Annotated in this window: 1 protein-coding gene; it reads right to left on the reverse strand. The window is 38.7% G+C overall.

All coding sequences use genetic code 11. The features are described from left to right. Window positions 1-7: 7 nt before the first annotated feature. Complete coding sequence (locus FJOH_RS26780) at window positions 8-19501, reverse strand: T9SS type B sorting domain-containing protein (RefSeq protein ID WP_012023065.1); 19494 nt, start codon at window positions 19499-19501, stop codon at window positions 8-10. Window positions 19502-19579: the final 78 nt, after the last annotated feature.

Raw genomic sequence — 19579 nt, forward strand, 5'->3', positions numbered from 1 at the left:
TATTTTGTTATCTGTATAAAGTGAAATGTCCAACAAACTCTCTTCCATCATTCTCGTCATTTAGTTTAAGAACATACCAGTAATCACCAGAAGGTAATTCCTCGCCATTGTATCTACCATCCCATTTTTGACCGTAAGTGTATTTCGCAATTACACGACCGTATCTGTCGAAGATAGAGAACTTAAGGTGGTTGTAAATGTTTGTACATCCAGGACCCCAAGTATCGTTAACTCCATCACCATTTGGTGTAAAGTAGTTGTCAAGACAAACGTCTACGTACTCGATGTAATAATCTTTCGTATCTGTACATCCGTTTTTGTCTCTAACTGTGATCGTATAAGTACCTGTTTTGTAAATTTTGAATTTAGTTTCTGAACTAAAGTTTACACCGTCGATACTGTATACATATTCACCTCCGCCGCCTACAGCTGAAGCTGTAATTACGTTCCAAACACCTTTTTCTTCGGTTAATGTTAATTGTAATGGAGCGTATCCAATAATGTTGAAATCAACATCTGCTGTACAGCCATTAGTATGTCTTACTCTAATAGTGTGATCTCCGGCAGGAATATTAGTGAAAATGTTTCCTGGCTGGATAGTACCGCCATCAAGAGAGTAATCAATATCTGCAGGGTTATTGCTTGGATCAATTGTAATCACCACCATATTAGACTGTGCATTGTTAACACAATCGTAAGATACTGTATACTTAGGATCAAGAACAACTGATTCCGGCATATTAACTTCTACAGGATAAATACATCCGTTGCTGTCTTTAATAAATACTGTATGTCTTCCTCCAGATAAACCAGTGTAATCAACCGTAGTTGCAAGAACTGGATTAAATGGTCCATTGTCTTTATCTAAACTTTCAAAGTATGGAGCTGTACCACCTTGAATCTCGATTGTAAATGCACCATCTTTATCACCTTTACAAATTTCAGGAATCATAGATCCTGGTACTTCGTAAGCTGTTAAGATATTAGGCTGAACAACGTCAATTTCATAAATGATATTACATCCTGCAAGATCCTGAACGATTACAGTATATGTACCAGCTGTTAATCTTTCAAAAGTTCCACTTTCAAAGAACTGATCCAGGTTAGGTTCAATCGCATATTTAATTGTTCCTGTTCCTCCAGATGCAGTAACAACAATTTTACCATTGTTATCTCCAAAACATTTCACAGGTACTACAGTATAATCTCCAGTTAAAGCATTTTCCGGCTGACTAACAACGATAGTTGTTGAATTTGCCTCACAGTCAACACTCTTAACATGAACTGTATAAGTTCCAGCAGGAAGATCTGCGAAAACTCCATCAGGCTGTGCCGGTCTAATTTCTGTACCTGCACCATCTAATAGTGAATATTCATAGTTTCCTAAACCACCTACAGCTTCAGCAACGATTAATGCAGTGCTTTCATCTTTACAATTAACTTTTGCATTATCTGTATTCAATTCAACTGTTAATGGAGTTACCGGAATTACTTCAAAATCATTTGATACATAGCTGATACATCCAACGTTATCTTTTACAAAGTAACGGTGTAATCCAGGAGTAACTTCAAAAGTAACTGATGAATTAAAACTTGTTACACTATAATTAGTACCATCTTCACTATAAGTATAAGGACCTGTACCTCCTGTAACACTTAACGTAAGTCTTGCGTTAGTTAAACAAGTGATTGCTTTATCTAAAGAAAGAGTCGGTTCTATGATAGTCGGGTTAGCAATAGATATTACTGCTGACGTTGCTTCACAAGTAAATCCGTCTTTAACTGTTACAGTATAATCTCCTGCACCTAAATTTGTAAATACATTAGATGACTGTGGTCCTACAAAAACAGCTTCACCGTCTACCGTATAATTTAAAGTATACGTGTAGTTACTTCCCTGACCTCCAGTAGGAGCTGATACTGTAATTGTCGCATCTTGTCCTCCAAAACATGACAACACAGTTACGTCTGCTGCTGCTGTAAATGTAATTGGATCCGGCTTAGTTAAGGTTATCGTTTGGATATCCATACAACCTTTGCTATCCTTAACTGTAATTGTATATGTACCTTCTCTTAAATTTTCAAATTTATACTGATCAGAGTAATTAATTGTTCCGTAAGGTCCAACTAATTCGAATTGATAATCTCCTTCCCAGCCTCCAGTTGCAGTCGCTGTGATAGTACCATCATCGTTACCAGATACACATGTAATTCTAGTCTGTTCAAGACTTAATGCAAGTGGTTCTAGTGGCTGCAGAATTGAGAATACAGTTTCAACTGTACATTCTGGTGTACCTCTTAATTTAGCAACAACTTTATAATCACCTGCGATAAGATTAGAAATCCTAACTGGTCCAGCATTTGTTGTACTTTCAGTTATATCTGGCATTGGTCCAGAAATTGTATAATCAAACGGTCCTGCTTTATCTGTTGGATTTGGCAGATTGTCAATGAAAGTTAAATCTACACTTCCATTAGTTGCGCCATAACAAATTTCTGCATTAACAGCTGCCGCTACAATATTAAATGTATTTGGATTAATTACATTATGGAATTGTCTCAACATACAATTTGTTACTCTATTTTCAACAGTTATAAAATAACTTCCAATACCTAAATCTGTGAAAGTTCCAGTTGTATTGGTTTGGTTGTATCCATTTCCTGTTACAGTATAATACAATGTAGGCGGTGTACCTCCTGTAGTTGTAACCGTAACCTGAATAGACTCATCAGCCACACAAGTTATTGGTGTAACTGCTATTGCCATATTATCCAAACTAATAAATGGATCAATTGTAATTGGTGCTGTTGTAACACCACTACATCCTTTACTATCTAAAACTTTTACAGAATAACTTCCTCCAGCATAATCTGTTTCTGTATAAGAATTAGAAAGTCCTCTTTGTACAACAGTTGTACCTCTTGTAAATTCGTAAATAACATAATTATTAGATCCACCATTTACAGAATTAACTGTAATTGTAGCTCTGCTTGATGTATTTGTTCCGGCAGCACAAACATATTGTGTTACAAGAGGAGCATCTACAACAATTGGAGCCGGCTCATCTACTGTAATTGTAGCTGTACCTGGACAACCTCTTCCTGAAGTTACTGAAACAGTGTATGTACCAGCTGACAATCCTGAGAATAAAGTACTGTCCTGAGGTCCAACTGTTAACGGTACACCCGCTATCGTAGCTGTTAAAGTATATCTATAAATAGGGTTATTATTCGAAGCATCTAATTCAACCGAAATTGTTCCATCAGAACCGCCATTACAAGACACTGCTGTTGGTTTTAACGTAATTCCAGTAACAACTGTAGCGTTTTCAATAATCTGAGTTACTTCTTTTTCACAATTTGTTACAATATCTCTTACTCTGAAAGTATAACTTCCAGGAGCTAAACCTCCAAAGACTGGACTAGATTGAGATGTTGCCCAATTATTCATTGTGTAAACATAACTGCTTGGAGTAGAAACTGTTCCACCAGAAGCAAACAATGTTATATCTCCACTAGGGTTGTTACAAACCGGAGTAAGCGTAATTTCAGAACGTAATTCAAGTGGTGCTAAAATTGGCACAGTAACTGTGTTACCGCATCCGTTTTTATCTTTTATCTCAATTGTATGACTGCCTGATGATAAGCCCGTGATGCTGAATGGTGCCGTACGTGACTGGAAGGCGCCGCCGTCAACACTAAATGTATATGGCGAAACTCCTGCTGTTGGAACCGTAACATTAATCACAAAGTTACCCTCTGTAACATTACACTGTGCAGCTAACACTGCAGCCACAACTGGTGAAGGGTCTAAACCAAGTATAACATTTACTGAACTTGGACAATCTCTTGAATCTTTTACATAAACTGTATAGTTTCCAGATTCTGCATTTAAGGTAGTAACAGTACTCCATCCTGCATCTGTTACCAAAGGAGCCGGGCTTCCTTGTGGTAAAATCTGGTAGTAATATGGTGCTGTTCCGCCATGACCCTCTGCAATGATCTGTCCGGCATTTGTACCGCAGTTATCATTAACTGTTGAAGCTGTTACCGAAACTGCTTCACTTGGAGAACCAATCGTTACAGCGTTTGTGGTTACTGAACAGTACGGACTTGCCGTTTCTGTTACAACAACTGTATAGTTTCCTGCTGATAATCCTGAAATACTTCTTGGATTTACAGTAGTATCTGATCCTATAGGTCCCATTACTGATGTACCGGCACTGTTAAATACCTCATAAGTATAAGCTCCTGTATAACCTGTAACATTGATTGCTAATGCTCCATTAGCATCGCCAAAACAGTTTACCGGTGTAGTTGCTGTCGCAACTGCTTTAATCGTATTATAAGGTGCTACTCTGAATACCGGAGCATCAAAATAACAATCTGTATCGTTATCAATTACTCTAAAGTAATAATCTCCAGGGGCTGTAATTCCAAAGAAATTATCTACCTGAGGCGCTCCGCTTGGCAGAAGCTGATAACTAAAGTTACCTGAACCTCCTAAAACAGTGATATCTGCTCTACCATTATTTAAACAGTCAATAGCCGTTCCTGCAACTGTAACAGTCGTAATTCTTGTAAGTCTAGTGATCAGAACTGATCCAATAGCAGAACATCCATTAGCATCTTTTACATAAACCGGAAGGTTATAAGTTGTACCGTTATCTGCAACAGTAAAGGTATTTGTTGGATAAAAATCAACATTATTAATACTGTATGTATAATCTCCAAATCCACCTGAACCATTTATTGTTACTATAGTTGTATTCGTAGAATTATCAGGCGCACATTTAAACGGTGCCGCTGCTGATGAAGCATCAACTGAAAGAACAGGAGGCTGTCCTACCGTTATTGTCTGAGGTGTACTACAGCCTAATCTGCCTGAAGCAACACTAATGCTGTAATCTCTCGCTGATAATCCTGTAAACAAATTACTTGTCTGAGGACCTACAACTAAAGCAGGACCTGAAAGCGCTGTTAAAGTATAAGTATAAACAGGGTCTGTATTACCTGCACCTAAAGTAACTTTAATTGTTCCGTTGCTTCCACCGTTACAGCTCACATCTGTTGGAGAAGCTGTAAAGTTTACAGGTGCCGGTGATGTCAATAGAATTGGTTTAACCAAAGCACATGTTGTTGTAACATCAGTAACTCTTACCTGGTAACTTCCTGCCGCAACTGCATTAAATACATTAGAAGCCTGAGGACCTGCAAGTACAGTTGATGCTGATGCATCTAATAACTCATAGCTGTAAGTAGATGATCCTCCTGCAGCAGTTACTGTTATCTGACCGTCATTATTTGGACATGTCGGAAGGGCTGTAACCTCTGGTGTAAATCCTAATGGTTTTAAAATTGGTACAGTAACTGTGTTACCGCATCCGTTTTTATCTTTTATCTCAATTGTATGACTGCCTGATGATAAGCCCGTGATGCTGAATGGTGCCGTACGTGACTGGAATGCCCCGCCGTCAACACTAAAGGTATATGGCGAAACTCCTGCTGTTGGAACCGTTACATTAATCACAAAACTGCCCTCTGCAACATTACACTGTGCAGCCAATACTGCTGCCACAACTGGTGAAGGGTCTAAACCAAGTATAACATTTACTGAACTTGGACAATCTCTTGAATCTTTTACATAAACTGTATAGTTTCCAGATTCTGCATTTAAGGTAGTAACAGTACTCCATCCTGCATCTGTTACCAAAGGAGCCGGGCTTCCTTGTGGTAAAATCTGGTAGTAATATGGTGCTGTTCCGCCATGACCCTCTGCAATGATCTGTCCGGCATTTGTACCGCAGTTATCATTAACTGTTGAAGCTGTTACCGAAACTGCTTCACTTGGAGAACCAATCGTTACAGCGTTTGTGGTTACTGAACAGTACGGACTTGCCGTTTCTGTTACAACAACTGTATAGTTTCCTGCTGATAATCCTGAAATACTTCTTGGATTTACAGTAGTATCTGATCCTATAGGTCCCATTACTGATGTACCGGCACTGTTAAATACCTCATAAGTATAAGCTCCTGTATAACCTGTAACATTGATTGCTAATGCTCCATTAGCATCGCCAAAACAGTTTACCGGTGTAGTTGCTGTCGCAACTGCTTTAATCGTATTATAAGGTGCTACTCTGAATACCGGAGCATCAAAATAACAATCTGTATCGTTATCAATTACTCTAAAGTAATAATCTCCAGGGGCTGTAATTCCAAAGAAATTATCTACCTGAGGCGCTCCGCTTGGCAGAAGCTGATAACTAAAGTTACCTGAACCTCCTAAAACAGTGATATCTGCTCTACCATTATTTAAACAGTCAATAGCCGTTCCTGCAACTGTAACAGTCGTAATTCTTGTAAGTCTAGTGATCAGAACTGATCCAATAGCAGAACATCCATTAGCATCTTTTACATAAACCGGAAGGTTATAAGTTGTACCGTTATCTGCAACAGTAAAGGTATTTGTTGGATAAAAATCAACATTATTAATACTGTATGTATAATCTCCAAATCCACCTGAACCATTTATTGTTACTATAGTTGTATTCGTAGAATTATCAGGCGCACATTTAAACGGTGCCGCTGCTGATGAAGCATCAACTGAAAGAACAGGAGGCTGTCCTACCGTTATTGTCTGAGGTGTACTACAGCCTAATCTGCCTGAAGCAACACTAATGCTGTAATCTCTCGCTGATAATCCTGTAAACAAATTACTTGTCTGAGGACCTACAACTAAAGCAGGACCTGAAAGCGCTGTTAAAGTATAAGTATAAACAGGGTCTGTATTACCTGCACCTAAAGTAACTTTAATTGTTCCGTTGCTTCCACCGTTACAGCTCACATCTGTTGGAGAAGCTGTAAAGTTTACAGGTGCCGGTGATGTCAATAGAATTGGTTTAACCAAAGCACATGTTGTTGTAACATCAGTAACTCTTACCTGGTAACTTCCTGCCGCAACTGCATTAAATACATTAGAAGCCTGAGGACCTGCAAGTACAGTTGATGCTGATGCATCTAATAACTCATAGCTGTAAGTAGATGATCCTCCTGCAGCAGTTACTGTTATCTGACCGTCATTATTTGGACATGTCGGAAGGGCTGTAACCTCTGGTGTAAATCCTAATGGTTTTAAAATTGGTACAGTAACTGTGTTACCGCATCCGTTTTTATCTTTTATCTCAATTGTATGACTGCCTGATGATAAGCCCGTGATGCTGAATGGTGCCGTACGTGACTGGAATGCCCCGCCGTCAACACTAAAGGTATATGGCGAAACTCCTGCTGTTGGAACCGTTACATTAATCACAAAACTGCCCTCTGCAACATTACACTGTGCAGCCAATACTGCTGCCACAACTGGTGAAGGGTCTAAACCAAGTATAACATTTACTGAACTTGGACAATCTCTTGAATCTTTTACATAAACTGTATAGTTTCCAGATTCTGCATTTAAGGTAGTAACAGTACTCCATCCTGCATCTGTTACCAAAGGAGCCGGGCTTCCTTGTGGTAAAATCTGGTAGTAATATGGTGCTGTTCCGCCATGACCCTCTGCAATGATCTGTCCGGCATTTGTACCGCAGTTATCATTAACTGTTGAAGCTGTTACCGAAACTGCTTCACTTGGAGAACCAATCGTTACAGCGTTTGTGGTTACTGAACAGTACGGACTTGCCGTTTCTGTTACAACAACTGTATAGTTTCCTGCTGATAATCCTGAAATACTTCTTGGATTTACAGTAGTATCTGATCCTATAGGTCCCATTACTGATGTACCGGCACTGTTAAATACCTCATAAGTATAAGCTCCTGTATAACCTGTAACATTGATTGCTAATGCTCCATTAGCATCGCCAAAACAGTTTACCGGTGTAGTTGCTGTCGCAACTGCTTTAATCGTATTATAAGGTGCTACTCTGAATACCGGAGCATCAAAATAACAATCTGTATCGTTATCAATTACTCTAAAGTAATAATCTCCAGGGGCTGTAATTCCAAAGAAATTATCTACCTGAGGCGCTCCGCTTGGCAGAAGCTGATAACTAAAGTTACCTGAACCTCCTAAAACAGTGATATCTGCTCTACCATTATTTAAACAGTCAATAGCCGTTCCTGCAACTGTAACAGTCGTAATTCTTGTAAGTCTAGTGATCAGAACTGATCCAATAGCAGAACATCCATTAGCATCTTTTACATAAACCGGAAGGTTATAAGTTGTACCGTTATCTGCAACAGTAAAGGTATTTGTTGGATAAAAATCAACATTATTAATACTGTATGTATAATCTCCAAATCCACCTGAACCATTTATTGTTACTATAGTTGTATTCGTAGAATTATCAGGCGCACATTTAAACGGTGCCGCTGCTGATGAAGCATCAACTGAAAGAACAGGAGGCTGTCCTACCGTTATTGTCTGAGGTGTACTACAGCCTAATCTGCCTGAAGCAACACTAATGCTGTAATCTCTCGCTGATAATCCTGTAAACAAATTACTTGTCTGAGGACCTACAACTAAAGCAGGACCTGAAAGCGCTGTTAAAGTATAAGTATAAACAGGGTCTGTATTACCTGCACCTAAAGTAACTTTAATTGTTCCGTTGCTTCCACCGTTACAGCTCACATCTGTTGGAGAAGCTGTAAAGTTTACAGGTGCCGGTGATGTCAATAGAATTGGTTTAACCAAAGCACATGTTGTTGTAACATCAGTAACTCTTACCTGGTAACTTCCTGCCGCAACTGCATTAAATACATTAGAAGCCTGAGGACCTGCAAGTACAGTTGATGCTGATGCATCTAATAACTCATAGCTGTAAGTAGATGATCCTCCTGCAGCAGTTACTGTTATCTGACCGTCATTATTTGGACATGTCGGAAGGGCTGTAACCTCTGGTGTAAATCCTAATGGTTTTAAAATTGGTACAGTAACTGTGTTACCGCATCCGTTTTTATCTTTTATCTCAATTGTATGACTGCCTGATGATAAGCCCGTGATGCTGAATGGTGCCGTACGTGACTGGAATGCCCCGCCGTCAACACTAAACGTATATGGCGAAACTCCTGCTGTTGGAACCGTAACATTGATCACAAAACTGCCCTCTGTAACATTACACTGCGCAGCCAATACTGCTGCCACAACTGGTGTAGGATCTAAAGGAATAACTTTAACTGCTGCCGGCTGAATACAACCATTAGCATCTTTAGCGTAGGCAATGTAATTTCCTGCAGCTAAATTGAAAGAGCTGCCGTCTACCCAAGCATCACCTGCTGTTGGTGCTGGTGCTGTATCTGATAATACTAAATATTTATATGGAGCCGTACCACCTTGAGCAGAAACACTAATATTTCCTAATTCATTACAGTTTTGATTTTTATTTACTGTTGCATTAACTAAAACTGGAACAACAGACTGTGTAATTGTAAATGTTCTAGATGAATTTGTACAACCAGGAGTTGAACCTCCAACTTCTGTAAATAAAATATAATATGTTCCTGGAACAAGAGGACCTGCTGTCTGTACCGGGCTGGTAACATTTCCATTCAATCCAGTAACAGAACCTGTAATAGCAGGAACTACTGGTTGATTAGTCTGAGAATTATAAACTTGATAATTTACAGTTGTTGTTGTTGTATAGTTTTTCGTAAATGTAAACGAAACACTTCCGTCTCCAGCATTCATACAAGTTACATTTGACTCTGTAAGATCACTTGTTAATGTCGATAAAGTAGGTGTTTTTGTGTCTGCCTGTTTAAAGAAATAACAATTTGTTGATTCATCATAAACAATGAAAGAATATAAAACTCCAGGATTTAATCCTGTAAAAGTAGATTTTAATAAATCTGGATCTCCAGGTGATGCTGGCGGTGATACCGCATCTGCATCCTGATAAGATGCTGAATATGTTGCATAATCGTAATTATTTGGATTAGCAGGATCAACAGGATATAATGCAAAATGATATGGTCCTCCAGGAATTGGCGGTGTTACACTTACTACAATAGTTGCAGAAGTACATGATGGTGTACCTTGCGTAACATCAATAATCATATCTTCAGGTGGTGAAGCGATATTAATAGTTTTTGTAACAGAACAACCGTTAAAATCAGTAACTGTTAATTCGTATATACCAAAATTTAAAATTTGGAAACTATGATTTTCTCTGCCATCAGGAGTAAACGTTTGTGTTGGGCTTGTATTACTAGTTAAAGTATAAATAAATCCAGATTTAGCAGGTAAAGCTAGTCCTGAAGTTGTACCACCTGCTAAGGCAGTTACACCAATTGAACCTAAAGCTGTACCAGCACCTCCACCAATACATTTAATCTGTTGAATATCTTCTGTGAAAACAATCGGATCTGGTTGTGCAATACTTACATTTCTATTTAAAGAACATCCATTAGCATCAGTTACAGTAACAATGTAATCACCACCTGGAAGACCAGTTGTTTGAGTACCGTAATTTACATTTGGTGTTCCTAATGCCGTATTGTCTTTTACCACATTTATTACATATGGACCAACTCCAACTGTTGTATCAATATTTACATTGATAGATCCAGTTTCCTGACCGCTGCAATAAATAAGATTTCCTTGAACTGCTGTAAAATCAGGATTTGTCTTAGGCTGAACAACAACTGTTGAAGTTGCGTTACAACCTGAATTATCTGTAAATGTAAATAAATAGGTTGTTGTTGTTGTTGCTGTAACTGCTGTAGCATCTGTATAAGTAAATGTAGTTCCTGCTACAGTATGCACAGTTGGATCTAAAGTTCCATTTATTGTTACAGTATAATTATAATTTGCTGTACCTCCGTTTATTGTACCATCAATAGTGATATTTGGAGAAGTACATTTTGGACCGTCTGTTAAAACTGTTGCTACAGTAAATTCATTAGCAATAGTCTGAGCAATAGCTGTAGAAGTACATCCAAAAGCATCTTTTACCAAAACAGTGTAGCTTCCCGGAAGAAGATTCGCAAAAGTACCGCTTGACTGGTAGCTTGTTCCATTATTGATACTGTACTGGTATGGACCAACTCCACCTGAAGCTGTAACTGTTATTGTTGCCTGGTTATTAGCATCATAACAAATATCAGATCCTGCAATACTTGCCGACGGAGCTGAAGGTGTGCTTAATGTAAATGTGCTTGAAGCAATACAGTTATTCGCATCTGTAACATTGGCTGTATAGCTTCCTGTCTGAGTCAGATTCGCAAAAGTACCTGTATTCTGAGGACCTAAAACTGTTCCGTCTGGCTGAGTTAAACTATAAGTGTTTCCTCCCCAGCCTCCTGAAGCTGTCAGAACAACACTTCCCGGCGCATCACAAGTGATTGCAGAAGGTGTATTGTTTAATGTTAAAGCTGCTGCCGGAGCTGTAATAGTTACAGAAGCCGATGCTTTACAGTTAGTTGCTGTATTAGTAATTTCAACAGTGTAAGTACCTGCCGCCAATCCTGTTAAGCTGATTGGTGAAGTACCTGCTCCCTGTGAAACTGTATTTAATGTATAAGTAAATCCTGTTGAACCTGAAACGGTAAACTGTGCTGTTCCTGTTGATGAACCAAAACACTGAACATTAGTGTGGGTGCCCACAACCGTTAAAGCTGGAAGAGGTGCAACTGTATATGAATCTTCATATTTACAGCCTTTTGCATCTGTAACTTCAAACTTGTAGGTTCCCGGATCTAAATTAGTAAAAGTACCTGTAGTTAATCCTGATGTGTTCCCTGAAGCTGAAGCTGGCTCAACAATACGATAGCTTAATGCTCCTGACCCGCCTGTAGTTGTTACTGTTATACTTACTTTATTTGTAGGACAGCTTAAGGCTGTATTACTGAAGCTTAATGCCGTTGGAGGCGTTAATGGATCCAGAGTTACAGGCGCTAATGTGTTTGTACAATTATTAGCATCTCTAACCGTAATTGTATAAGTGCCATTTGTTAATCCTGTAAAAGTAGTACCGGCCTGGAATGTGGTGCCATTAATACTGTACTGGTAAGTTCCTGTTCCGCCTGATATGCTTGTTACTGTAATACTTCCTGTCTGTAAACAAGTGTAAGGTGTAAATGAAGTGGTTCCCGTTATAGGATCCGGCTGGCTTAAAGTAATAGTACCAGGTGCTGATAAACACTGGTTAAAATCTCTTACCTGATATGAATAAGAAACTCCTGCTGATAAACCGGTATAAAAGGACTGGTTTGAGAAAGCTCCTCCGTTAAAACTAAACATATACGGACCCACTCCGCCTGAACCTGATAACTGTACTGAACCATTAGTACCCCCATTACATGTAGGATCAACCGGTGCAGCTGATGCAATAACCGGAACTAAAGCATCTATTTTAACTGATGTAGAAACAGCCGGACAGTTGTTAACATCATTAACTTGAAACTGATACTCTCCTGCTGTTGTTGTGTCGTATGTAAAAGTAGTTCCTGTAACTGCTCCTAATGATGTATAAGCACCTCCGTTAACAGAAACGCTGTAAGTATAAGGTGCAGTTCCGCCAGAAATTGTTCCTGTAATTCTCGCTGCCGGAGGTGTCTTACAGTCTAATGTTTTTGTTAGTACTGCATCAACCTGAAGCTGATTTGCAATAACCTGAGCAATAGCTGTAGAAGTACATCCAAAAGCATCTTTTACCAAAACAGTGTAGCTTCCCGGAAGAAGATTCGCAAACGTATTACCAGACTGGTAGCTTGTTCCATTATTGATACTGTACTGGTATGGACCAACTCCACCTGAAGCTGTAACTGTTATTGTTGCCTGGTTATTAGCATCATAACAAATATCAGATCCTGCAATACTTGCCGACGGAGCTGAAGGTGTACTTAAGGTAAATGTGCTTGAAGCAATACAGTTATTTGCATCTGTAACATTTGCAGTATAATTTCCTGTCTGAGTCAGGTTTGCAAAAGTACCTGTATTCTGAGGACCTAAAACTGTTCCATCTGGCTGAGTTAAACTATAAGTGTTTCCTCCCCAGCCTCCTGCAGCTGTCAGAACAACACTTCCCGGCGCGTCACAAGTGATTGCAGAAGGTGTATTGTTTAATGTTAAAGCTGCTGCCGGAGCTGTAATAGTTACAGAAGCCAATGCTTTACAGTTAGTTGCTGTATTAGTAATTTCAACAGTGTAAGTACCTGCCGCCAATCCTGTTAAGCTGATTGGTGAAGTACCTGCTCCCTGTGAAACTGTATTTAATGTATAAGTAAACCCTGTTGAACCTGAAACGGTAAACTGTGCTGTTCCTGTTGATGAACCAAAACACTGAACATTAGTGTGGGTGCCCACAACCGTTAAAGCTGGAAGAGGTGCAACTGTATATGAATCTTCATATTTACAGCCTTTTGCATCTGTAACTTCAAACTTGTAGGTTCCCGGATCTAAATTAGTAAAAGTACCTGTAGTTAATCCTGATGTGTTCCCTGAAGCTGAAGCTGGCTCAACAATACGATAGCTTAATGCTCCTGACCCGCCTGTAGTTGTTACTGTTATACTTACTTTATTTGTAGGACAGCTTAAGGCTGTATTACTGAAGCTTAATGCCGTTGGAGGCGTTAATGGATCCAGAGTTACAGGCGCTAATGTGTTTGTACAATTATTAGCATCTCTAACCGTAATTGTATAAGTGCCATTTGTTAATCCTGTAAAAGTAGTACCGGCCTGGAATGTGGTGCCATTAATACTGTACTGGTAAGTTCCTGTTCCCCCTGATGTGCTTGTTACTGTAATACTTCCTGTCTGTAAACAAGTGTAAGGTGTAAATGAAGTGGTTCCCGTTATAGGATCCGGCTGGCTTAAAGTAATAGTACCAGGTGCTGATAAACACTGGTTAAAATCTCTTACCTGATATGAATAAGAAACTCCTGCTGATAAACCGGTATAAAAGGACTGGTTTGAGAAAGCTCCTCCGTTAAAACTAAACATATACGGACCCACTCCGCCTGAACCTGATAACTGTACTGAACCATTAGTACCCCCATTACATGTAGGATCAACCGGTGCAGCTGATGCAATAACCGGAACTAAAGCATCTATTTTAACTGATGTAGAAACAGCCGGACAGTTGTTAACATCATTAACTTGAAACTGATACTCTCCTGCTGTTGTTGTGTCGTATGTAAAAGTAGTTCCTGTAACTGCTCCTAATGATGTATAAGCACCTCCGTTAACAGAAACGCTGTAAGTATAAGGTGCAGTTCCGCCAGAAATTGTTCCTGTAATTCTCGCTGCCGGAGGTGTCTTACAGTCTAATGTTTTTGTTAGTACTGCATCAACCTGAAGCTGATTTGCAATAACCTGAGCAATAGCTGTAGAAGTACATCCAAAAGCATCTTTTACCAAAACAGTGTAGCTTCCCGGAAGAAGATTCGCAAACGTATTACCAGACTGGTAGCTTGTTCCATTATTGATACTGTACTGGTATGGACCAACTCCACCTGAAGCTGTAACTGTTATTGTTGCCTGGTTATTAGCATCATAACAAATATCAGATCCTGCAATACTTGCCGACGGAGCTGAAGGTGTGCTTAATGTAAATGTGCTTGAAGCAATACAGTTATTCGCATCTGTAACATTGGCTGTATAGCTTCCTGTCTGAGTCAGATTCGCAAAAGTACCTGTATTCTGAGGACCTAAAACTGTTCCATCTGGCTGAGTTAAACTATAAGTGTTTCCTCCCCAGCCTCCTGCAGCTGTCAGAACAACACTTCCCGGCGCGTCACAAGTGATTGCAGAAGGTGTATTGTTTAATGTTAAAGCTGCTGCCGGAGCTGTAATAGTTACAGAAGCCAATGCTTTACAGTTAGTTGCTGTATTAGTAATTTCAACAGTGTAAGTACCTGCCGCCAATCCTGTTAAGCTGATTGGTGAAGTACCTGCTCCCTGTGAAACTGTATTTAATGTATAAGTAAACCCTGTTGAACCTGAAACGGTAAACTGTGCTGTTCCTGTTGATGAACCAAAACACTGAACATTAGTGTGGGTGCCCACAACCGTTAAAGCTGGAAGAGGTGCAACTGTATATGAATCTTCATATTTACAGCCTTTTGCATCTGTAACTTCAAACTTGTAGGTTCCCGGATCTAAATTAGTAAAAGTACCTGTAGTTAATCCTGATGTGTTCCCTGAAGCTGAAGCTGGCTCAACAATACGATAGCTTAATGCTCCTGACCCGCCTGTAGTTGTTACTGTTATACTTACTTTATTTGTAGGACAGCTTAAGGCTGTATTACTGAAGCTTAATGCCGTTGGAGGCGTTAATGGATCCAGAGTTACAGGCGCTAATGTGTTTGTACAATTATTAGCATCTCTAACCGTAATTGTATAAGTGCCATTTGTTAATCCTGTAAAAGTAGTACCGGCCTGGAATGTGGTGCCATTAATACTGTACTGGTAAGTTCCTGTTCCGCCTGATATGCTTGTTACTGTAATACTTCCTGTCTGTAAACAAGTGTAAGGTGTAAATGAAGTGGTTCCCGTTATAGGATCCGGCTGGCTTAGAGTAATAGTACCAGCTGCTGATAAACACTGGTTAAAATCTCTTACCTGATATGAATAAGAAACTCCTGCTGATAAACCGGTATATAAGGACTGGTTTGAGAAAGCTCCTCCGTTAAAACTAAACATATACGGACCGACTCCGCCTGAACCTGATAACTGTACTGAACCATTTGTGCCCCCATTACATGTAGGATTAACTGGTGCAGCTGATGCAATAACCGGAACTAAAGAGTTCACTACACCATCAATAGTTGCAATACAACCGTTATCGTCTTTTACATCAAATGTATAAGTTCCCGGGTTAGCTGTTGAATAAGTAAATGTTGGACCAGTAATAGAAGAACTGGTATATAATAATGCTCCTGTTGTTTTATTTTTAACGGTATAAGTGTATGGTGCTGTTCCTCCAGAAATAGTTACTTCAATAGTTGCATCCGGATTTGCAGGATCACAAGTTAAAGAGTTTCTAATTGCAGTAGTAGCTGTAATTTTAGGGTCAATTCTTTGACTTACTGCTATTGCATTACAACCATTATGATCTGTAATTAAGAAACTATAAGTTCCAGGAGCTGCAGCTGTATAATTAAAACTAGTAGCATTAGAAGGCGTACTTGGAGCACTGTATGCTCCTCCATTGTAACTTACACTATAGCTATAAGGTGCTGCGCCGTCTCTAATCGTAACTGTTATTGTTGCATTAGTACCAAAACACAAACCAGTATTTTTAGTTATATCAGCTTTTGGAGGAATAGTACCATTAATAACCAAACTTGTACTTCCTGTTGCCGGACAGCCTCCTCCATCAGTTCCAGAAATCGTATAAGTTCCAGGACGTACTACACCTGACAAAACTAAACTTGGTGGAAAAGTAATTTGGGTATTATCTGCATTGTTAGTAAGTACAAGATTATAAGGTTGTGTTCCGCCTGAAGTTGCACTTGCATCAACACTACCTAAACCGCCAGTGCTGCATAATGCATCTTTCCCTGTAGCTGCAATTACAAATTTTGTAGGAGATGTAATTACTGGATTAAGTGTTAATTCACACCCAGCAACGTTAGTACCTGTTCTACGAACACGAACATCATAAGTTTTAGGCTGCAATCCCGTTACAGTAACTTCTGATGTAGTAGACGGAATCCAAGGACCAGCAGATCCATTTAATGAATATTCAAAACTAGTTCCAAAATTTGTAGCAATAATTTTGAATGATCCATTATTTGCACCGTTACAGGTAACATTAGAAACTGGTACTATTTCGGCCTTGAAAGCTTTATCATCCAGAACTTCAAATTTAAAAGGATCGGCAAAAGCACAAGCTCTAGGAACCTGATATACTGTAATATCATCTAATGTCAAGTCATTTCCAAAATCAACAGCACTATAAGATCGTATTACAAAATCTAATGTAGAATACGATCCCGGATTTAAACTCATGTTGTAGTTTTCCCATTTATTACTTTTAGGTACTACCCCCGTTTCCTGAGATGCTACTAAGGTTTGTGTTGCTAATCCATAATCCGCAATTAACTGAATTGTAATATTAGGATCATCGTTTCCTGCGTTCTGCGGAAGATTATTAATTAGGTTGGCAACCCAAAAAGAAATTTTTACATCTTGATTTGGAATTACATCATAAATTGGTTTTCTGTAAATAATACCTCCAATTCCAGCAACTCCACCAATATTAATAGCTAAGAATCTTCCTTGTGTATCCGAACCACCGCTGGTATGATCTCTCATATCCAGCCAGCTTCCAAATCTAGGATTAATTCTATTAGTTACTGCATATTCACCATCGTTAATCTCATTATCTAAATTACATGCATAACCCGGAGGGTGTACACCTGACTGATTCTCAAAACAATAAGCTGGATTAATACCCGGAGAGGTAGTTGGATTTCCTCTTCCAAAATCTTCTTTTAATAAATTACTATATGTTGATACATTAGCTAATTTATAAACGACTTTAATATTATGGTCTCCTGCACCAATATTAATGAATTCATTAGCTGGAACATTGGTATTTTCAACATCATCTAATAAATAAGTATATGTATAATTTGATCCTACTGGGCTTGTTACTATAGCTTTCATAGAAGCAATACCATTACAATCATAAGTAGGTCCCTCATATGTAATACGAGGAGGTGTAGGCACTGGGTCTATAATAATACCCGTCATTGCATATACGCAAGGAGTTGGCGACGAATCTCTAATGTATACTGTATAACCCGGAGCATTATTTGGAGCCATGTTAGCTTCGTTTGAAGCACCCCAAGTTGTTCCATTAAAACTATATTGGTAAGGAGGTACACCTCCTGATGGGTTTGTTATTCTAACTATACCTGTTCCATTTGGTCCGCAGCCGGCCAATGCAGCCACACCTGCAGATGCAGTTAAACCATTAGGGGCATCTAAAATAGTAACTACGTTAGTATCTGTACACCAGCTATTGTTATTGTTTAATCTATATCGTACTTCTACTGTATAGTTACCCGGACCAAGATTACTCCAGGCTTTTGTAGATCCCCAAGAACCGTTATTAATTCTATATTGAATAGTATAACTATTCGCATTGATTAAATTAACAGTAATTGATCCTGTAGTAACGCTGCAATTTGGACTGGTTGTTGTAAAATTATAATTTGGTTTTGTAACTGTATTTACAGTATAAGATGCTGTAGCCGTACAACCATTGATATCCTCTACACGAACCTGATAAGTTCCAGGAGTGGTAACAACTATAGTGTTTCCAGATGTATTAGGAACAAAACCTGCATTGTTTACATTAACAAAATATTTATAAGGAGAAGTTCCTCCGCTAGGATTTGCCTGCAGATTTCCTGTAGAGCAGCCTGAGTTTGCGGATTGATTACTTATAGATAAAGTTAAAAGATTTGGTGCATTATTAACTGTTCTGTTACTTATCGAATTTGATACACAAGCATTACTTACAGTAACTACTGCTCTATAATTTGTTGCCGGGTCTAAACCTGTAAAAGTCCATTCTGGAGCTGCTACGCCCTGAATATTACCAACTTGAGTTGTACCTCTGAAAAGAGTATAATCATAACGAAGACCTAAATCACTTGTTTTTACAGTTATACTTCCTTTATCACCATTACATTTTGGATGATTAATCGTTGTTGAAATGGTAAGATTAGCTGCTGTGATAGCAATATTTCTAACTCTGAAAACACAAGTTCCTGTAACATTTTTTAATCTTACAAAAACATTATATGTCGCTGCTGTAGTAATATTGGCAAAAATATTACTGTCCTGCCATCCAGATGTTGGTGTTGTTGTACCAGTACTTATTGCATACTCATATTTAGAACCAAAACCTCCAACAGTTATTCTTCCTGGTATAGAACAACCACTTCCATTTAAAATATTACTCTTGGATATATTAGTAGGATCAAGATCATTTGTATAAACATTAAAATAGAAAATGAAAACGGTACCATCAGAATAGGTAATTCTAAGTCTGTACTCACCTGCTGCATTAGCACTGTAATTTGCTCCAGTTCCTACTGTTGTCCACGTACAGTTTGTTGCTTCATTAGCACAATTTACGTTTGCAAAAGCAGTACAGCCGCCAGTGAGTCTCGCCCAATTAAAAGAGGAAGCATTTGTAATACCCGTTTCGATTAAACGAGCATCATTAGAACCACATAAAAATAATTTAGGAAGCTCTTTTCCATCATTCGGACAGATGGATATAATACCCGCATACTCTCCTTGTGCGTACTTAAGTACAGGGTTGGGAATGGTAGGTACTGCTACTTTTTCAACAATTCCACTTAAATGAGTAGTATCGCTGATTTGACTGTTGGGCTGATTACTTGCTTTTAGAAAGATATTTTCCTTCAAGTTTTTATCAAACTTTGAATTAAAAGAAATTAAATTTTGCGAGTAGGAGGCAAAATTTAACATCATTGCTAAAACAAAAATCAGCGTTCTTAAAATAGTAGGTTTTTTCATAATCACTCTATTGTTTACTTACATTTCTTTTCTGAGGGGCATCAGAAGAAAAATAATTAGTATTTAAAACATTTTATA

The sequence above is a fragment of the Flavobacterium johnsoniae UW101 genome (assembly GCF_000016645.1).
Classification (GTDB): Bacteria; Bacteroidota; Bacteroidia; order Flavobacteriales; family Flavobacteriaceae; genus Flavobacterium; species Flavobacterium johnsoniae.